The organism is Phenylobacterium sp., assembly GCF_035309685.1.
Lineage (GTDB): Bacteria > Pseudomonadota > Alphaproteobacteria > Caulobacterales > Caulobacteraceae > Phenylobacterium.
The window spans coordinates 1-18,546 of the sequence record NZ_DATGEX010000056.1 but is presented as its reverse complement, the minus strand read 5'-3'; the positions used below and the strand labels follow the sequence as shown (position 1 = coordinate 18,546).

Below are 18,546 nucleotides of genomic sequence, written 5' to 3'. Positions count from 1 at the left end.
GTGAAGGCGCTGGCCGCAAGTCTGGCCCTCGCCGCGGCCGCGGTCTTCCTGGCGGCTTTCGCGCCGCCGCAATGGCGCTGGGACCTGCCGCCCGGAGTCGCCCCGCCGCCGGTTCCCGCCGACAATCCGATGAGCGCGGCCAAGGTCGAGCTGGGGCGCCGGCTGTTCTACGACGGCGACCTCTCCGTCGACGGCACGGTCGGCTGTTTCAACTGCCACGGCCAGCACCGCGGCTTCACCGAGAGCAACGCCGTGCATCCGGGCGTCAAGGGCGCGCCGGGCCGCCGCAACGCCATGATGCTGGGCAACGTGGCCTATCTGTCGGCGCTGACCTGGGCCGATCCGCGCCAGCGGAGCCTGGAGGCCCAGGTGCTGACCCCGCTGACCGGCGAGCACCCGGTAGAGATGGGCATGAAGGGCCAGGAGGCGGAGCTGACGCGCCGGCTCTCCGCCGACGCCTGCTACCGCCGCCAGTTCGCCGAGGCTTTTCCCGGCGAGCCGGCCGCCATCGACGTGCCGCATGTGGCCAAGGCGATCGCCGCCTTCGAGCGGACCCTGGTCAGTTTCGGCTCGGCCTACGACCGCGGCGCGCTGGACGAGGCGGCGAAGCGCGGGCAGGGGGTCTTCGCGACGCTGGGCTGCGCGGCGTGCCATAAGGGCCGGCTGTTCACCGACGCCGACGCCGCCGATCCGCTCAGCGCCTTCCACCGGATCGAGCCGGCCAACGCGCGCGATCCCGGCCTGTCGGAGATCACCGGCAAGACGGACGACGCCGGCCGCTTCCGCACGCCCAGCCTGCGCAATGTGGCGCTGTCATCGCCCTATCTGCATGACGGTTCGGCCAAGACGCTCGCAGAGGCGATCCGCCGCCATGACGGCGCGGCGGGGATCGGGGACGCGGAGATGGCCGACCTGACCGCCTTCCTGGGCGCGCTCACCGATCAAACCTTCGTCACCGATCCCAAGCTTGGCCTGCCCAAGACCCGCTGCGGCAAGCCGCTCTAGGGCTACTCGACCGCCAGGATCACGTGCGGGGCCTTGATGAGCGCGGTGACCTTTTCGCCGACCTCGATGGCGAGCGCGCGGGCGCTTTCCAGGGTGATGGTGGCGGTGAGCGTCTTGCCGCCGCCGATGTCGAGGCCGATCTCGCTGTTCACCGCCCCGTCTTCGCGGCTGGAGACCACGCCGGCGATCTGGTTGCGCGCCGATGTGCGGAGGTTGTCGCCCTTGGCCAGGATCACGAAGCTCGACTTGATCAGCGCGATGGCCGGCTTGCCGGGCGCGAGCTGCAGGTCCTCGACGCTGCGCTTGGTCAGGATGGCGGTGATGTCGACGCCCTCGCCGAGCCGCAGCGTCACCTCGCTGTTCACTTCGCCGGGCGTGACGTGGGCGATGACGCCACGGAGGGCGTTACGGGCGCTGGTGCGCATGCCGAGGCTCCAGAAGAGGTCGCGGGCCGGGTCGCCCGCCAGATTGCCTTCGAGTTTCACGAGCGCCGCGTCGATCTCGGCCTGCACGCGCCGGAACGCGGTGACCACCGCCTTGCCGCGCGCGGTCACCACGGCCTTGCCGCCGGCCTTGCCGCCGGTGGTGGCCTCGATCAGCGGGCCGTCGAAGAGGTTGTTCAGCGCCTGCACCGCCTCCCAGGCGCTGCGGTAGCTGACGCCAAGCCGGCCGGCGGCGGCGCTGATCGAGCCCAGCTCGGCGACGGCTTCCACCAGGGCCACGCGGTCCAGGCCGACGCGCGCCATGGCGCCGCGGCGAAGCGTGAGCGATGCGCTGAGGTCGTCACTTGCAGACATGGAAACAACCTATACCGGGACGCCTCGCGGCGCGCAGGCCTCGTTGGTTAGCGGCGGTACACCGCATACGGCTCTTTATGCCTTGAAATCGAGCATGGCACAGGGCAGAGGGTGCCGACGCCTTCCGGTAAATCGTAACGACTCAGGACGCCTTTTGGGCGTAGACGGGATCGTTTCGGATTTCCGGCCGGCAATCTCCTTTCAGCCCCCAGTCTCCAGGGCCTTCCATGATCTCTTCGCTCTTCGGCGCCATCTCCAACGACATCGCCATCGATCTGGGCACTGCCAACACGCTCATCTACATGAAGGGCAAGGGCATCGTGCTGAACGAACCCTCGGTTGTGGCGCTGCGCAACGTGGGCGGACGCAAGGTTGTCCACGCGGTCGGCATCGAGGCCAAGCAGATGCTGGGCCGCACGCCCGGCCACATGGAAGCCATCCGCCCGATGCGCGACGGGGTCATCGCCGACTTCGAAGTCGCCGAGGAGATGATCAAGTACTTCATCCGCAAGGTTCACAACCGCAAGGGCTTCGTGAATCCCAAGGTCATCGTCTGCGTGCCGTCGGGCGCGACCGCCGTGGAACGCCGGGCCATCAACGACAGCTGCCTGAACGCCGGCGGCCGCCGCGTGGGCCTCATTGATGAGCCGATGGCCGCCGCGATAGGCGCGGGCCTGCCGATACACGAGCCGACCGGCTCGATGGTCGTCGACATCGGCGGCGGCACCACCGAGGTTGCGGTGCTGTCGCTGTCGGGCATCGTCTATTCGCGCTCGGTCCGGGTCGGCGGCGACAAGATGGACGAGGCGATCATCAGCTACATGCGCCGCAACCATAACCTGCTGATCGGCGAGACCACCGCCGAGCGGATCAAGAAGGAGATCGGCACCGCCCGTGCGCCGGCCGACGGCGAGGGCCTCTCCATCGAGGTCAAGGGCCGCGACCTGATGCAGGGCGTGCCGCGTGAAGTGCGGATTTCCGAGAAGCAGGCCTCCGACGCGCTGAGCGAACCGGTCGGCCAGATCGTCGACGCGGTGAAGATGGCGCTGGAAGCCACGCCGCCTGAGCTTGCCTCCGACATCGCCGACAAGGGCATCATGCTGACCGGCGGCGGGGCGCTGCTGCGCGGCCTGGACGCCGAGATCCGCGACCACACCGGCCTGCCGGTGACCGTGGCCGACGACCCGCTTTCCTGCGTGGCGCTGGGGTGCGGCAAGGTGCTAGAACATCCGAAATGGATGAAGGGCGTTCTGGAATCCACGTTAGCTTAGGGACGGCTTGAGTCGCTGCGCAGCGGGGGCTGTCGCAACACCGGTCGAACGAGGCTTAGAACGTGTCCTTCAGGGACAATCCGCTCGGTGAATTGAAGGTCCCGCTGACCTGGGCGGCGGCCATTGCGCTCATCGTGGCCGTGGTGGCGGCGACCGCCATCCTGCTCTCCGACCGCCGCGAGACCTTCAAGGCCGAGGCTTATGGCGTCTCGCGCAAGGCCAGCGACACGGTGCTGGCGCCGGTCGGCGACGTGCTGGCCGCGCCGGGCCGCTGGACGGGCGCCGGGGTCGATACGGTCAGCGACTATTTCGCCGCCGGCTCGCAGAACGCCGAACTGAAGGCGCAACTGAAGGTCATGAAGCAGTGGCGCGACGTCGCCATCGCGCTCAAGGACGAGAACGCCCGCTACAAGACCCTGCTGGGCCTGAAGACCGATCCGCCGATCCCGATGGTGGCGGCCCGCATCGTCACCGACTCCCGAGGCCCCTTCGCCGACACGCGGCTCGCCAACACCGGCTCGGAGCACGGGGTGAAGGTCGGCAATCCGGTGATGAGCGAGAACGGCCTGGTGGGCCGTGTCATCGGGGTCACCGATGGCGCGAGCCGGGTGCTGCTGCTCACCGACATCGCCTCGCGCACGCCGGTGATGATCGACCGGACCAATGCGCGGGCCATCCTGACAGGCGACGGCGGGCCGAACCCCAGGCTCGACTATCTGCGCGGCCACGACCCGATCCGCGAGGGGGACCGGCTCTTGACCTCCGGCGATGGCGGGGTGGTGCCGCGCGGCCTGCCAGTCGGCACGGCGGTCAAGGGGCTGGACGGGCGCTGGCGGGTGGTGCTGGCCTCGGACAAGGCGCCCATCGACTTCGTGCGCATCCTGCTGTTCCAGGACTTCACCCAGGTGGTGAACCAGAAGGCGCTCAACGAAGCGCCAGCGCCGCCGCCGACCCCCGGGCCCAATGGCGCGGAGTCCGCCAAGGCCGCAGACAGCCCAGCGCCGCCGACGGTCGGCAAACCGCCCGCTGCGCCGCCCACCGCCCAATCGCCCTCGGCCCAGTCGCCCTCGGCCCAGTCGCCCTCGGCCCCGCCGAAGCCCAAGGCCGCCGAACCGGCGCGCGGCGAGAAGAAGCCGGCTACGACCTCGCCGTCGGCGAAGAAGCCCGACGCCGCCCCCAAGCCGGCGGCGCCCACGAAACCCAAGCCCAAGCCGCCGGCGGACGGGGGCCAGCCGTGAGCGGCGCGCGGCCGCTGGAGCCCTGGCGCTGGCTGGGCGTGCCGATGCTGCAGGTCCTGACCGCAACGGTGCTGTTCGGTATTCCGCTGCGGGTCTTTGGCCTGCAGCTGCCGGAGCCGGTCTTCCCGCTGGCCCTGGCCTTCGCCTGGGCGGTGATCCGGCCCTCGATCCTGGCGCCCTTCGCGATCCTGCTGATGGGCCTGTTCCTCGATCTCTTCTGGGGCGGGCCCATGGGGCTGTGGGCGCTCTGCCTGCTGATCGCCTATGGCGTGGCGCTCGCCGGGCGCAATATGATGGCTGGGCAGAGCCGCCTGATCCTGTGGGCCTGGTACGGGCTGACGGTGGCGACGGCGATGGTGGCCGGCTACCTCTTTGTGATGCTGGATTCCCGATCCAGCCCCGGCCTGATCCCAATGGCCTGGCAATTCCTCGCCACAATCGTGCTTTATCCATTCTCCCAGCGGCTCATCGACCTCTTCGAGGACGCCGATGTGCGCTTCCGGTAGGGGCTAGGGATGGCAGAGCCGTCCATCTTCTTCGCCGAGGTCAACGAGCGGCAGGGGGTCTTCCACCGCCGGGCCTTCCTGCTGGGCGGTTTCGCCGGCGTCGGGCTGGTGGCGCTCGGCGCCCAGCTGGCGCACCTGCAGCTCCTGGAGACGCAGCGCTACACGAAGCTCTCGGCCAACAACCAGTTCAACTTCAAGATGACCCCGCCGCCGCGCGGCCTGATCGTCGACCGCAACGGCGTGGTGCTGGCCTCCAACCGCCCGAACTTCCGGCTGATGGTCGCCAAGGACAAAGGCATCGACCCGCGCGCGACGCTGAAGACGCTCGCCGAGTTCGTGCCGCTGGACGACAACCGCCAGGCGCGCCTCCTGAAGGACATCTCCAACGCCCCGCGCAAGTCGCCGGTGCAGATCATGGAGGACATGAGCTGGGAGCAGTTCAGCGCGATCAACATCCGCGCGCCGGAGCTGCCGGGCGTCACCGCCGACATGGGCGAGGTCAGGGTCTATCCCTACGGCGGCGCCTTCGCCCACGTGATCGGCTATGTGGCCAAGGTCAACAAGACCGACCTGACGCCGACCGGCCCCAACGCCGACCCGATCCTGCTCAACCCGGGCTTCCGCATCGGCCGCCAGGGCGTCGAGCAGGCCTTCGACCTGGACCTGCGGGGCAAGCCGGGCGCCCAGAAGGTGGAGGTCGACGCCAACGGCCACGAGGTGGCGACCGACCCGGCCGGCGACATCAAGGCGATCCCCGGCAAGGAGATCGTGCTGACGCTGGACGCCGACATCCAGAACCGCGCCATGGAGGTGTTCGGCGAGCAGTCGGGCGCGGCGGTGATGATGGACTGCCGCACCGGCGACATCCTGTGCATGTATTCGGGCCCCAGTTTCGATGCGAACAAGTTCGTCCGCGGCCTGACGGGCGCCGAGTACAAGGAACTCGCCAGCTACGACCACAAGCCGCTGTTCAACAAGGCGCTGACCGCGAACTACCCGCCTGGCTCGACCTTCAAGACCATGGTGGCGCTGGCTTGCCTGGAGAACGGCTACGATCCTGCCACGGTGCATGTCTGCGGCAAGGCCTGGGCCTGGGGCGGTCGCGTCTGGCACTGCGACAAGGCGCATGGCGCGCTGGACCTGAAGGGCGGCATCGCCCAGTCCTGCGACATCTATTTCTACCAGGCGGCGCTGACCGTCGGGCCGGACAAGATCGCCAAGGTGGCCCGGGCTTTCGGCCTGGGCGAGGAATTCAACATCGGCATCCCCGGCCAGAAGAAGGGCCTGGTGCCGGACACCGCCTACAAGCGCCGCGCCTTCCCCAAGGACCCGGTCTGGCACCCCGGCGAGACGCCCAGCATGGGGATCGGCCAGGGCTACACCCACCTAAATCCGCTGCAGCTCTGTGTGCAGTGCTCGCGGCTCGCCAACGGCCGCAAGGCGCTGCACCCTCGGCTGATCCATTCGATCGGCGGGGTCGAGCAACCGTCTGGCGCGGCCTTCGGCGACCTGCCGTTCGACGACAAGCACATCGACTTCATCCGCGGCGCCATGGCCGCCGTGACCGTTTCCGGCACCGGCACGGGCTTAAGCGACATGGGGCTGGGCGACATCAAGATGGCCGGCAAGTCCGGCACCGCCCAGGCGTTCAACTACACCGCCGGCCACGGCGGCCAGAAAGGCGCCACCGGCGAATGGAAGAACCGCGACCACGCCTGGTTCATCGCCTTCGCTCCGGTCGACGAGCCCCGCTACGCCGTCAGCGTGCTCGTCGAGCACGGCGGATTCGGCGCGAGCACCTCGGGCCCGCTGGCGCGCGAGCTGCTGCGCGTGGCGCTGCTGAAGGACCCGGAAATCCGCGCCAAGGTCGAGCACCCTCTGCCGATCCCTGAAGCGCCGACCGTGAACACCGATCCGGATGTGGTCGACCCGCCGACGCCGGCCGCCGCCGCCGTCCAGACTGCGACCCAGGCGACCACGTGACCGTTTCAGCGCTCACCCGTCCCGGCGAACGCGACCGGTTGATCGTCAAGATCGGCGAGATCGACTGGATCTTCTGCCTAGTGCTGTGCCTGATCGCCGGGGCCGGGGCGGTGATGCTGTTCTCCATCGCCGGGTCGTCCTGGACCCCCTGGGCCGGCGCGCACCTGGCGAGGTTCGCCCTGTTCTTCGCGATCATGATCGTGCTCAGCCTGATCGACCTGCGGGTCTGGTTCGCGCTGGCCTATCCGATCTACGGCATCGGCTTCCTGCTCCTGATCGCCGTTCTGCTTGTCGGGCATCACGCCCTGGGGGCCCAGCGCTGGCTGCAGGCGGGGCCGATCAAGATCCAGCCGTCGGACATCATGAAGATCGGCATGGTTCTGGCCCTGGCGCGCTTCTATCACGGCCTATCCGGCAAGAGCGCGCAGCTCTCCTGGTGGCTGCTGATCCCGGCGGTCCTGATCCTGGCGCCGGTGTACCTGGTCTACAAACAGCCGGACCTCGGCACCGCCATCGTCATGCTGCTTACCGGCGCTATCGTCGTGATCCTGGCGGGGCTCTCCTGGCGCTTGATCGCGGCCGGGCTTCTGGGCGTGGCGCTGATGATCCCGCCGGTGGTGATGTTCGCTCTGCACGGCTATCAGAAGGCGCGGCTGACCACCTTCCTCGATCCGCAGGCCGACCCTTCGGGCGCCGGCTATCACAACCTGCAATCCGCCATCGCCATCGGGTCCGGCGGCCTGCTCGGCAAGGGCTATGGCCTGGGCTCACAGAGCCAGCTCAACTTCCTGCCGGAGAAGCAGACCGACTTCATCTTCGCGACGCTCGCCGAGGAGTTCGGCTTCGTGGGCTGCGTCGCGATCCTGGTGCTCTACGCCATGGTGATCTTCATGGCGCTGCGCACGGCGTACCTGAGCCACAGCCACTTCGGCCGGCTGGCCGCGGCCGGTGTGACGGCGACCTTCGCCCTCTATGTGCTGATCAACGGATCGATGGTCATGGGCCTGGCGCCGGTGGTCGGCGTGCCGATGCCGCTGCTGTCCTACGGCGGCACCGTCATGCTCACCGTCATGGTGGGCTTTGGCCTGGTCATGGCCGTGCGCGTCCACCGCTATTCCGAAATCACCAGCGGCAAGGGCTCCTTGCTGTAAAAAAGCGGCGCTGCGCCATCGGCGGTCAGCCAAGCTCAAGTGCGCGCCATACTTCGCCGTCAAACAAGCTTCACTATGCAGGGTTGTTTATCACCCGGAACGATTGAGTCCCGTCTGCGTTCACGCAGTGAATGGGCGGGAAGCCTCGTTGTGCGGCGCCACGGCGCCGCAACCCCACGGCGATCCCGTTCGACCAGCGGCGCGTTGGGGAACCCGACCTGCCGGCTCGGCGGAGGGGCTGGCGCATGGATGCGAAGATGGCGCGACAGGGGAGCTTCGGAGCCTTGCGGTTGCTCCTGGCGTCGCTTGTCATCTTTTCCCATGCACCTCAGATGCTCGACGGCAACATGTCGAGAGAACCATTGCACTTGGTATTTGGTACCCTCAGCCTCGGGTCCCTTGCAGTCGATGGCTTTTTTTTGATCAGTGGTTATTTGATCAGTGCCAGTTTCGTCGCGGATCCGAAATTCTATGCCTGGAAACGGATACTGAGAATCTATCCAGCCTTTGTTCTTTGCTACCTGCTGTGCATCTTCTTCGTCGCGCCTTTGGCGGGAGCGAATTTCAACGCACTCGGTCCGAAAAACTGGGCGTTGCTTGTCGCCCGCGCGGCCGTCCTGAAGGCCCCGCAGATCGACAGCGCCTTCGTGGGACTGCCGATCCCCGCTCTTGATGGTTCAATGTGGACGATCGCCTACGAAGCGCGCTGCTATGTGCTGGCCGCTCTCCTAGGCCTATGCGGCCTCTATCGACACAGGAGACTGTTGTTCGCCATCGCCTTGGCCGTGGTGCTGGCGAATTTTGTGTTTCTCTTCCCGTTCGGGAAAGCTGTTGTGGCGGCCACGCGCCCGGTCTGGGCAATTTTTGGCGAACCTGTTCCGGCCGTGCGCCTAACCAGCGCTTTCTTATGCGGCGTGGTCTTTCGGGTGCAGGGGATGCGCTATCACGGGTGGATCGCCCTGGCCTGCGTCGCAACTCTCGCGGCGGCGCTTTCCTTTCCGGCATTGGCGGAAGTTGCCGTCATGACCGCAGGTGGCTACGTGCTTTTCTGGGTCGCGCTGCAGGTCAAATGGCGGCCGATGCTAGTCCTGAACGCCGAGGACGATATTTCGTATGGCGTTTATCTTTACGCATGGCCGATCAGCGAACTGACCATCTGGTACTGGCGCGATGTGTCCCTGGCGGCGTTAGTGATGGTAACGCTGGTTGGGGCGGCCGTCTGCGGCGCGATCAGTTGGCGCTTGGTGGAAAAACCCGCCCTCGCGCTGAAAGGACGAATTCCCCTTTCACGCGCACGTCGCGATGCGGTTCCCGGCGGCGAACTGGCGCCGCCCTGACCACACGCGATATGCGAGCGCAGTGCGGGCAGCGCCGAGGCGCCGGGCCTCCGTGACGGCCGTCGGTTCCTGGACCGACGGCCGCAGTTTCTCAGGTCTACTTCGAGAGCGTCCCGCGGATTTCACCGCCGGGGTTGGCCGCGGTGTGGATGTTGAAATAGACCTTGCCGGCGTTCAGATCGGCGATCTGGGCGTCGGTCAGCGTGGCCGTGCCCTTGATCGGGCTCGTGCCGACGTTGCTGGCCGGCACGATCGGCGGGCCGTTGCCGCCCGGCGTGGGGGCGTCGTGGAAGTGGGCAGCGACCGCCGGACCGGTCAGGTCCTTGTAGTTCACGGTGTAGGTCAGGGTCTTGCCGTCGAGCATGGCCATGACATCGCCGCTGCCCTTGACGCCGGCGCCGCCGGCCAGCTTGGCGGTGTAGTGGGCCATCTGGGCGGACGCGGCCCCAGCGACCAGCAGGCTCATCGCCGCGACCGCGGCGAACAGAGTATGACGCATCGGATGTTTCTCCCTCGGATTCCGGGCTTCCCCCGGACCGGGCGGCAGGTTGCGCGCCCGAGCGCGGCGACGCAACCTTGGCGGCGGCCGCAACTGCCTCAGACGCTGAGGGCCTGATCGGTAGCGCGGACGAGCGCGTCGACGATGCCCGGCTCTGTGGAGGCGTGGCCCGCGTCCCAGACCACCTCGAAACGGGTCTGCGGCCAGGCGGCCTTCAGCTTCCAGGCGGCCTCCATTGGCGTGACCACGTCGAAACGGCCCTGGACGATCCAGCCGGGGATGTCCTTCAGCGCCGCGGCGTTCTTCAGGATCCAACCTTCTTCCGGGAAGAAGCCGTGGTTGGCGAAGAAGTGGCACTCGATGCGGGCGAACGCGATGGCGAAGTCGATCTCGTTGAACTTCGACGGCCGCGCCTCGGGGCCGCGGATCGAGATGGTGTCGCCCTCCCATTGGCTCCAGGCGGCGGCGGCCTCGGCCTGGACGCGGCGGTCGGGGTGAGTGAGGCGCTTGTGATAGGCGCCGATCATGTCGCCGCGCTCGGCCGCGGGGATCGGCGCGCAGAACCTCTGCCAGGCGTCGGGGAACATCATGCAGGCGCCGTCCTGGTAGAACCAGGAGAGCTCGCGCTCGGTGAGCAGGAAGACGCCGCGCAGCACCAGGCTTTCAACCCGCTCGGGATGCTGGATCGCGTAGGCCAGCGCGAGCGTCGAGCCCCAGGAGCCGCCAAACACGCACCACTTCTCGATCCCCAGATGCTCGCGCAGGCGCTCGATGTCGCGGATCAGGCTCCAGGTGGTGTTGTCCTCCAGGCTGGCGTTCGGCCGGCTCTTGCCGCAGCCGCGCTGATCGAACAGCGCCATGCGCCACTTCCCCGGATCGAAGAACCGCCGCATGGTCGGGTTGATCGCGCCGCCCGGGCCGCCGTGCAGGATCACGCAGGGCTTGCCGTGCGGATTGCCGCATTCCTCGTAATAGATTTCGTGCGCCCCATCGCGCGGCAGCCAACCCGAGCCGAACGGCTCGTTGTCCGCGAACAGGCCCCGCCGGTTCGAGGCGGCCGAGACGGCGGGCGGCGGGGTGCTGCGTTCCATGGTCCGATCTTACGTCGGGAAGCGCCGTCGCAGCCAGTCAAGGATGAGCCGGTTCACCTCTTCCGGCTTTTCCTGCTGCGTCCAGTGGCCAGAACCGGCCACCATGTGCATTTCCAGGTCGCCGATCAGGCCGGGCATGCCCTCAGCCATGGCCGGCGAAAGCACCGGGTCGAGCTCGGCGGTGATCATCAGGCAGGGCAGGTTGTCGAGGCGCGCGGGCTGACCCTCGGAGCGCTCCCAGTTGCGGCTGAAGTTGCGGTACCAGTTGATCCCGCCGCCGAAGCCGGTGCGCTGGAAGGTCTCGACGAAGGCGGCCAGTTCCTCGGCGTCCAGAAGCTGGCCGCCGAGGTCGGAGGCGTCCCATTGCTCAAGCAGTTGTTTGAAGGCGAAGGTCGAGCCGCCTTCGGGCGCCGGCGCCGCGGTCGCGGCCAGGCCCTGCGGCTTGCGCATGAAGAAGCGCATGGTCTTTTCGACATCGGCCCCCAGCACCGCCTCCGGTTCGTCCGGCGTCTGAAACCAGACGATGTACATGTCGGGGCCGAAGCGCATCCGCATGGCGACGATCGGATCGATCGGCGCGCGCGGCAGAAACGGGGTGTTGAGCCCGATCACGCCGGCGACGCGGCCCGCATGGAACAGCGGCATCTGCCAGACAACGAAACCGCCCCAGTCGTGGCCGCAGAAGATCGCGGTCTCGACGCCCAGATGGTCCAGCAGAGCCACCAGGTCGCCGGTCAGGTGCTCCATGTCGTAGTCGGTCACCGCTTCGGGGCGCGAGGTCAGGCCATAGCCGCGCTGGTCCGGCGCGATCACCCAGCGGCCGGCGTCGCCCAGCGCCTTGAGTTGGTGACGCCAGGAGAAGGCCAGTTCCGGGAAGCCATGGCAGAGAACGATGGGAACACCCTGCCGCGGGCCGACCTCGTAGTAGGCCATCTCGATGCCGTTCACCTGGGCGCGCTTGACCGGCGGCATCTGGCTTTCGAGCGCGGACATTCTGCTTGGGCTCCCTGTTGCCGGCACCTTTGCAGCGGCGAGGGAAGACAACAACGGCAAAGCCGTTCAGAAGGCGCGGGATGAGCGCCGTGCAGACCGCCGACAAGACACCCTGGGGCCTTGTGATCCTGCTGGGGTCGCTGACCGCCATGGGGCCGCTGGCCATCGACATGTACCTGCCGAGCCTGCCGTCGATCGGCGTGGGCCTGCACGCCACGACCAGCGAGACCCAGGCGACGGTTTCGGCCTTTCTGGCGGGGATGGCGATCGGCCAGCTGTTCTACGGCCCGGCGTCCGACCGCCTGGGGCGCAGGCCGCCGCTGCTGTTCGGGACGGTGGTCTATATCGCCGCCTCGATCGCCTGCTCGCTGGCGATCTCGCCGGCCATGCTGATCGGCGGACGCTTCATCCAGGCGCTGGGCGCCTGCGCCGGCGGCGTCATCTCGCGCGCCATCATCCGCGACCGCTTCAACCACACCGAGACCGCCCGGGCGCTCAGCCTGATGATGCTGATCATGGGGCTGGCCCCGATCCTGGCGCCCTTGCTCGGCGGCGCGCTGCTGGGCCTGGGCGGCTGGCGGCTGAACTTCTGGTTCATGACCGCCTTCGGGGTGATCGTCGGCGTGGTCGGCTATTTCCGCCTGAAGGAAAGCCGCTCGGAAGAGACCACGGCGCACGCGGCCAGCGAAACGCCGATCCAAGCCTATCTGGCCTTGCTGCAGGAGCCCAGGCTGATGGGCTATGCGCTGGCCGGCTCGCTGAACGGGGCGACGCTCTTCACCTACCTCGCCTCGTCGCCGGACCTGCTGATCAAGATCTACGGCATCCCCGCCAGCGCCTTTGGCTGGGTGTTCGGGCTGAACGCGGTGGGGATCATCGGATCGAACCAGGTGAACCGCTATTTCCTGCGGCGCCACACCACCGATCAGATCCTCGCGAAATCAAGCCTGATCGCGGTCGGGTTCGGCTTCCTGCTGATGATCGCCGCGGTCACCGGCTTTGGCGAGCGCTGGAGCGTGCTGCCGCTGCTGTTCCTGCTGCTGTCGACCTATGGCTTCATGCAGGGCAACACCATGGCCGGCGCCTTGAACGTCGATCCGCGCCGCGCCGGCGCGATCTCGGCCATGATGGGCGCGGTGTCGTTCGGCACCGGCGCGGTGGCCTCGGCCGCGGCCGGCGTGCTCCATGACGGCACGCCCAGGCCCATGGCGGTGGTGATGTTCGCGGCATTGGTGGGTTCGGCGCTTTGTCTGCGGTTCCTGGCGCTACCGAAGGACCGCGGAACGGTCCCAGCCTAGACCGGATCGACCCCGCGCGCGGCCCAGGCCAGGATCGCCCAGCCGGTCAGGAAGCAAAGGCCTCCGATCGGCGTCACGGCGCCGATCCAGCGCGGCGCGCCGAAGGCCATGGCGTAGAGCGAACCGGAAAACAGCAGCACGCCCGACAGGAAAAAGGCCGGCGCAAACCGGGCGCGCTTGGCGCCCACCTGCATGAAGGTCGCGCAGGCGAAGGTCGCCATGGTGTGCATGAAGCCGTACATGGCGCCGGTGCGCAGCAGCTCCTGCGCCCGGGGATCGGTTACGCCATGCGCCGCGAAGGCGCCGACCGCGACGGCGACGAAGCCGCCGGCCGCCGCCAGCGTCATCCAGTTTCGGCGGCTCCAGAAGCCCATCAGCCCCAGACCTGCGGCCGGCGGTCCTTCCAGGGGGCTTCCTTCTCCAGCTGGGCGGCCAGCCGGAACAGCGTCGCCTCGTCGGCGTAGCGGCCGGAGAACATCATGCCGATGGGGCGGCCGTCCTGCGACATTCCGAGCGGCAGTGAGATCGATGGCTGGCCCGAGAAATTGAAGGGCGCGCAGAAGGGATAGAGCTCGCCCTGACGCTCCGAGAGTTCGCGCGGCGAGGCTTTGAGCGGATCGAGCCAGCCAAGCTCGGCGGCCGGCGCGGTCATCACTGGGGAGAGATAGGCGTCCAGATCGTCGAAGGCGGCAATCAGCTGATGAGAGAGGCGCCGCATTTCTTGCAGCGAACGCATCGCTTCGGAGCCGGTCACGCGACGGCCGGACTTCAGCGACGCCCAGGTCATAGGCTCGAAGTCTTCTTCTTCGGGTTCGCGCCCGACCTGTTCGATCAGACCGGCCATACCCCCCGCAAAGTTGCCGCCGCCTGACGGGCCGCGGGCGGTGTTGAGGGCGCGCAGGTCGATGTCGAGACGGTGCTCAAAGACCTCGTGGCCAAGCCGGGTGAGCAGGTCGATGGTGGCGTGGAGCGTAGCCTCCACGTCAGGGTGCAGGCCCGGGCGACCGCGCCAACCGATGCGCAGGCGTCCAGGGCTCGCCTCGATCTCTTCCATGTAGGGCCGCGCTTTGGCGGGCGGCGCGAAGGGACTATGGGGCTCGGGGACGCCGGTGGCGTCCAACATGGCGGCCGAGTCTCGGACTGTGCGGGTCATCACATTGTCGACGACGAGGCCATAGGCGTAGTCGTAGCCGGCCGGGGCGTTGGGCACGCGGTCGCGCGTGACCTTCAGGCCGACAAGTCCGCAGCAAGCGGCCGGGATACGGATCGATCCGAGGCCGTCTCCGCCGTGGGCCAACGGCACGATTCCGGCGGCGACGGCGGCGGCCGAGCCGCCCGACGATCCGCCCACGGAATGGCCGAGACTCCAGGGATTTCGACAGGTCCCCAGGAAGGCGTTCTCGGTCGTGCCGAGGATGCCGAATTCCGAGCAGTTGGCCTTGCCGAGGACGACCGCACCGGACTGCTTATAGCGGCGGGTGAGACCCCCGTCTGAGGTGTCCACCACGTCGCGGCAGTATCGGCTGCCCGAGGTGCGCGGCCATCCGGCCACCGGCATGTGGAGGTCCTTGAGAAGCATGGGCACGCCCCGGAACGGCCCATTCGGCAGGTCGCCCGTCGCCCATTTTCGAGCGTCGTCGTAGCCCTTGTAGACCACTGCATTGACCACCGGATTGTGCCGCTCGATCCGCTCGATGGCGGCCTCGACCAGCTCCGAAGGCGTGACGGCGCGCTTGGCGACGAGCTCGGCGAGGCCGAGGCCGTCGTAGTCAGAGTACTCGGGCATTTCCATGGGACTACCTCGTGCCGCCGGTGCTCAGGAACGCCAGCTTGGGGACGGGCTGCAGGCTGGGCGATTGCGCCTTCAGCGCGCCGAACGCGCCCTCGGCGGCGTTCAGCAGATCGTCGATGTCGCCCTCGGTCATCGCCGCGCAGAGGAACATGTTGTGCCAGGGGTGCACGTAGACCCCGCGGTCCAGCATCTCCGACGAGAAGCAGAAGCCCTTGCGCAGGTCCGGGTCGTCGTCGAACAGGAACAGCGGCATGGTCACGGGGCCGGTCTGGCGAAACGCGAAGCCAGCGGCCGACGCTCGTTCGGCCAGGCCGTCGCGCAGGCGGTGGCCGAGCGCGGTGATCCGCTCGAGATAGTCGGTGTTGCGCACCAGCCCCATGGTCTCCAGCGCCGCCGCCATGGGCGCGGCCTGGAACCAGAAGGAACCGGTGACGAAGATCTTCGAGGCCGCCTCGCGCGCCTTGTCGCTGCCCAGCAGGGCCGAGAGGCCATGGCCGTTGGCCAGGCACTTCCCCCAGGTCGACAGGTCCGGCTGCACCCCGATCTTCGACCAGGAGCAGTCGCGGGCGAGGCGCAGGCCCGCGCGGACATCGTCGATGATCAGGAGCGCGCCGGTCTGGTCGCAAAGCTCGCGGGCGCGGCGCGCGTAGGCCGGGTCCGGCTCGGCCTGATCGATGAAGGCGTCGTGCTTGAAGGGCGCGGCGAAGATGCAGGCGAGGTCGTCGCCGGCCTGGGCGACCGCGGCCTCTAGGCTCGCCACGTCGTTGTAGTCGCAGAGGATCTGATGCGCCCGGTCGCTCTCCAGGGTGCCGGTGGGCCTGGGCACGCACCAGGGGGCCGCGCCGTGATAGGCGCCCTTGGCCCGCACCACGGTCTTGCGGCGCGTGTGGGCCCTCGCGCAGGTCAGCGCCATGGTGGTGGCGTCGGTGCCGTTCTTGCAGAACATCGCCCAGTCGGCGTGGCTGATCATGCCGACCATGGTCTCGGCCAGCTCGACCATCAGGGCGGTCGGGCCGGTCAGGGTGTCGCCCAGGCCCAGCTGGCGCACGAAGGCGGCGTCGATCTGCGGATTGGCGTAGCCGAAGAGGTTCGGGCCGTAGGCGCACATCATGTCGAGGTAGCGCCGCCCGTCGACGTCCCAGATGTGGGCGCCTTCGCCGCGCTCGAAGAACTGCGGATAGTCGTCGGGCAGCAGCGCGGTCGACTGGTGGCCGTACATGCCGCCGGGGATCACCGCCTCGGCGCGGGCGCGCAGCTCCCGATCGTGGCTGTTGGTGCGGGCCATGCGGCGTCTCCCTTATCGACGATCAGCGACATTACGCGAGGGCGCGGCGGCGTCCACAGCGACTCCGTGTAAGTCCGGCTTCCATGCCGCTCACCGTGCGCCTTGGCCTCTTCTACGGGGCGGTCTTCATCGGCTCCGGCGTGAGCTCGCCCTACCTGCCGGTGTGGTTCCACCATCATGGGATGTCGGGGAGCCGCATCGGGCTGATCCTGTCCCTGCCGATGCTGGCCAGGGTCGTCAGCGCCCCGCTGCTGGCGGTCTGGGCGGACAGCTTCGCGCTGCGGCGGACGGCGCTGCTGTTCCTGTCGCTGGCGGTGACCGTGGCCTACGCCCTGATGGCGCTTCCCTGGGGGTTCGCCTGGCAGGCGGTGGTCTGGTTCGCGGCGTCGTCGATGTTCACCACCATTCCGCCGCTGGCCGACGTGATCACCCTGCGGCGCGCGCGCCTGGACGGCTTCAACTTCGGCTGGCCCAGGGGCATCGGCTCGGCAGCCTTCATCGTCGGTAACCTCGGCATGGGGTTCATCCTGACCAGGGGCTCTCCCGAGGCGGTGTTGGTCTGGATGGTGGCCGCCGTTGCGGCGACGTCGCTCGCCGCCCGCCTGCTGCTGCCGCCCGACCCGGTGCACGAGGAGGGCGACCACGTCGCCGCGTTTTCAGATCGGATGGCGGGGCTCTCCGGCCTGCTGAAGGATCCGGTATTCATGACCGCGGTGGTCTCGGCCGGCCTCATCCAGTCGGCGCACGCCTTCTACTACGGCTTCTCGACGCTCGCCTGGAAGCGGCAGGGGATCGCCGAGGACATGAGCGGCGTCCTCTGGGCGACCGGGGTGACCGCCGAGATCGGCTTCCTGTGGTTCCTGGAGCCGTGGCGCCGCCGGATCGGGCCGCGCAACCTGCTGGCGCTGGGCGGATTGGGCGCGGTCGTGCGCTGGACCGCGCTGGCGTTTTCGCCGCCGCTCTGGGCGCTGTTCCCGCTGCAAGCGCTGCATGCCTTCAGCTACGCGGCGACCTTCATCGCCTCGCTGCTGCTGGTGGAGCAGCTTTCAACGCCGCGCAACGCCTCGGCCGCCCAGGCGATCAACTCGGCGCTGTCCGGCGGCGTGCTCTCCGGGATCGCGACGCTGCTCTCCGGCTGGCTGTTCGACCACGCCGGGGTCCACGGCTATCTGCTTATGGCGGCCATGTGCGCGGCAGGTATGGTGGGTGTGGCGCGCCTCTATGGCGTGCGCAAACTGGACCCTGTCTGAGGGAGACGGCGATGCGGTTGTTCGGGTGTGTCTGCGGCCAGTTCCACTCGACGGCGGCGGGCATGGGCATGAGGGGCGGCGACCAGCCGATCGCCGCGCCGGTGCCTTTCTATGTGCTGGAGCATCCCAACGGCGTGGCGCTCTTCGACTGCGGCCTGCCGACCGCCATGGCGGACCCCAACGACGACTACCGGCAGGCGCTGCGGAGCCAGGGGCAGGACGTGACCTTCGCGCCCGACGAGACGGTGACCGCGCATCTGGAGCGGCTGGACATCGATCCGGGCCGCGTCCGCCACGTGGTGCTGTCGCACCTGCATTTCGATCATTCCGGCGGCCTGCATCAGATCCCGAACGCCACCCTGGTGGTCCAGCGCCGCGAATGGGAAGCCGGCTTCGACCGCGAGGTCGCGGCGAGCTATTTCCTGCCGCGGCGCTACTTCGACCTCGGCCACAAGGTCCAGCTGGTCGACGGGGAGCACGACCTGTTCGGCGACGGCTCGGCCATCTGCGTCCCCAGCTACGGCCATACGCCCGGCCACCAGTCCCTGCGGGTGAGGAACGCCCAGGGCGACCACATCCTGGTCGGCGACGCCTGCTACAATTGCGAGGTGGTCGAAACCCGCGCCTTCCCAGCCTTCGCCGACGCGCAGGCGATGAACCGGTCCCTGGATGCTCTGCTGACCCTGGGTGGCCCGGAGACCGTGATGGTCTTCGGTCATGATCCCGGGCAATGGGGCGAGACGCCGGTTTTGCCGAGTGCGAGGGCTTAGGCCCTGGATAGGCGCCGCGGAGGGCTAGAGGTCCACGCCCATCGTAAACAGCGACATGCCGACGCCGTTCATCATCGCCATGATGGAGTTGGCGTCGGGCGCCACAGCGGCGGCGTCGCCGGTCGACTGGGTCAAGTCGTCGATAGGTGGTGGTGCGACGGAGGGTGATCCGAAGAGGCTGTCGACCTCGGTGATCCATCCGGCCTTGAGGGCGGTCATGGAGACGCCGGTGAGGGTGATGTGGTCGCCGGTTGCGAGGGTGACGACGGTGTCGGCGCCG

Annotated in this window: 18 protein-coding genes; 10 read left to right on the top strand and 8 right to left on the bottom strand. The window is 68.3% G+C overall.

The genetic code is table 11. The features are described from left to right. Window positions 1-1,005, top strand: coding sequence for a cytochrome-c peroxidase (locus tag VKQ35_RS17420; RefSeq protein WP_324363925.1), 1,005 nt, complete (start codon window positions 1-3; stop codon window positions 1,003-1,005). Between the two features lie 2 nt (window positions 1,006-1,007). Here the strand turns inward: VKQ35_RS17420 and VKQ35_RS17415 are convergent, their stop codons facing one another. Next, window positions 1,008-1,802, bottom strand: a complete 795-nt coding sequence (locus VKQ35_RS17415) for a TOBE domain-containing protein (RefSeq protein WP_324363923.1) — start codon at window positions 1,800-1,802, stop codon at window positions 1,008-1,010. Between the two features lie 227 nt (window positions 1,803-2,029). Between VKQ35_RS17415 and VKQ35_RS17410 the strand changes: the two genes are divergently transcribed. From VKQ35_RS17410 to VKQ35_RS17385, 6 genes are all read left to right on the top strand, one after another. After that, entirely contained in the window at window positions 2,030-3,073 is a 1,044-nt protein-coding gene (locus VKQ35_RS17410; protein ID WP_012522835.1) for a rod shape-determining protein, read from the top strand. A 62-nt stretch (window positions 3,074-3,135) separates the two neighbouring features. Beyond that, window positions 3,136-4,311, top strand: a complete 1,176-nt coding sequence (gene mreC / locus VKQ35_RS17405; protein ID WP_324363911.1) for a rod shape-determining protein MreC — start codon at window positions 3,136-3,138, stop codon at window positions 4,309-4,311. Then, on the top strand, window positions 4,308-4,817 hold the full coding sequence (locus tag VKQ35_RS17400) for a hypothetical protein (RefSeq protein ID WP_324363908.1): 510 nt from the start codon (window positions 4,308-4,310) through the stop codon (window positions 4,815-4,817). Before mreC ends, VKQ35_RS17400 begins: the two co-directional genes overlap by 4 nt. Window positions 4,818-4,826: 9 nt before the next feature. After that, on the top strand, window positions 4,827-6,800 hold the full coding sequence (mrdA, locus tag VKQ35_RS17395; RefSeq protein ID WP_324363906.1) for a penicillin-binding protein 2: 1,974 nt from the start codon (window positions 4,827-4,829) through the stop codon (window positions 6,798-6,800). Further along, window positions 6,797-7,951: a rod shape-determining protein RodA gene (gene rodA / locus VKQ35_RS17390; RefSeq protein ID WP_324363904.1), complete on the top strand. Its 1,155-nt coding sequence runs from the start codon at window positions 6,797-6,799 to the stop codon at window positions 7,949-7,951. Before mrdA ends, rodA begins: the two co-directional genes overlap by 4 nt. A gap of 245 nt (window positions 7,952-8,196) precedes the next feature. After that, complete coding sequence (locus tag VKQ35_RS17385; RefSeq protein WP_324363902.1) at window positions 8,197-9,288, top strand: acyltransferase; 1,092 nt, start codon at window positions 8,197-8,199, stop codon at window positions 9,286-9,288. Window positions 9,289-9,385: 97 nt separating this feature from the next. On the opposite strand, the gene VKQ35_RS17380 is transcribed toward VKQ35_RS17385, so the two are convergent. The 3 genes from VKQ35_RS17380 to VKQ35_RS17370 form a co-directional block, all read right to left on the bottom strand. Beyond that, window positions 9,386-9,787 (bottom strand): CHRD domain-containing protein, encoded by a 402-nt coding sequence (locus VKQ35_RS17380; protein ID WP_324363900.1) that lies wholly within the window; start codon window positions 9,785-9,787, stop codon window positions 9,386-9,388. 98 nt (window positions 9,788-9,885) lie between these two features. Continuing rightward, window positions 9,886-10,878 (bottom strand): prolyl aminopeptidase, encoded by a 993-nt coding sequence (gene pip, locus VKQ35_RS17375; RefSeq protein ID WP_324363898.1) that lies wholly within the window; start codon window positions 10,876-10,878, stop codon window positions 9,886-9,888. 9 nt (window positions 10,879-10,887) lie between these two features. Then, window positions 10,888-11,871 (bottom strand): alpha/beta hydrolase, encoded by a 984-nt coding sequence (locus VKQ35_RS17370; RefSeq protein ID WP_324363896.1) that lies wholly within the window; start codon window positions 11,869-11,871, stop codon window positions 10,888-10,890. A gap of 80 nt (window positions 11,872-11,951) precedes the next feature. Here VKQ35_RS17370 and VKQ35_RS17365 point away from each other — a divergent pair, with 80 nt between their 5' ends. Then, on the top strand, window positions 11,952-13,169 hold the full coding sequence (locus VKQ35_RS17365; RefSeq protein ID WP_324363894.1) for a multidrug effflux MFS transporter: 1,218 nt from the start codon (window positions 11,952-11,954) through the stop codon (window positions 13,167-13,169). Here the strand turns inward: VKQ35_RS17365 and VKQ35_RS17360 are convergent. From VKQ35_RS17360 to VKQ35_RS17350, 3 genes are read right to left on the bottom strand one after another with little or no spacing between them, the layout of a single operon-like run. Then, entirely contained in the window at window positions 13,166-13,543 is a 378-nt protein-coding gene (locus VKQ35_RS17360; protein ID WP_324363892.1) for a DUF423 domain-containing protein, read from the bottom strand. The two genes, VKQ35_RS17365 and VKQ35_RS17360, sit on opposite strands and share 4 nt — an antisense overlap. Next, window positions 13,543-14,955, bottom strand: coding sequence for an amidase (locus VKQ35_RS17355; protein ID WP_324363889.1), 1,413 nt, complete (start codon window positions 14,953-14,955; stop codon window positions 13,543-13,545). Before VKQ35_RS17355 ends, VKQ35_RS17360 begins: the two co-directional genes overlap by 1 nt. Before the next feature lie 10 nt (window positions 14,956-14,965). Further along, window positions 14,966-16,246 (bottom strand): aminotransferase class III-fold pyridoxal phosphate-dependent enzyme, encoded by a 1,281-nt coding sequence (locus tag VKQ35_RS17350; protein WP_324363887.1) that lies wholly within the window; start codon window positions 16,244-16,246, stop codon window positions 14,966-14,968. A gap of 83 nt (window positions 16,247-16,329) precedes the next feature. Here VKQ35_RS17350 and VKQ35_RS17345 point away from each other — a divergent pair, with 83 nt between their 5' ends. Both VKQ35_RS17345 and VKQ35_RS17340 read left to right on the top strand, forming a co-directional pair. After that, window positions 16,330-17,496, top strand: coding sequence for an MFS transporter (locus tag VKQ35_RS17345; protein ID WP_324363885.1), 1,167 nt, complete (start codon window positions 16,330-16,332; stop codon window positions 17,494-17,496). Window positions 17,497-17,507: 11 nt separating this feature from the next. After that, entirely contained in the window at window positions 17,508-18,266 is a 759-nt protein-coding gene (locus VKQ35_RS17340) for an N-acyl homoserine lactonase family protein (RefSeq protein WP_324363883.1), read from the top strand. 24 nt (window positions 18,267-18,290) lie between these two features. On the opposite strand, the gene VKQ35_RS17335 is transcribed toward VKQ35_RS17340, so the two are convergent. Continuing rightward, the coding region (locus VKQ35_RS17335) for a hypothetical protein (RefSeq protein WP_324363881.1) at window positions 18,291-18,546 on the bottom strand (256 nt) is incomplete at its 5' end.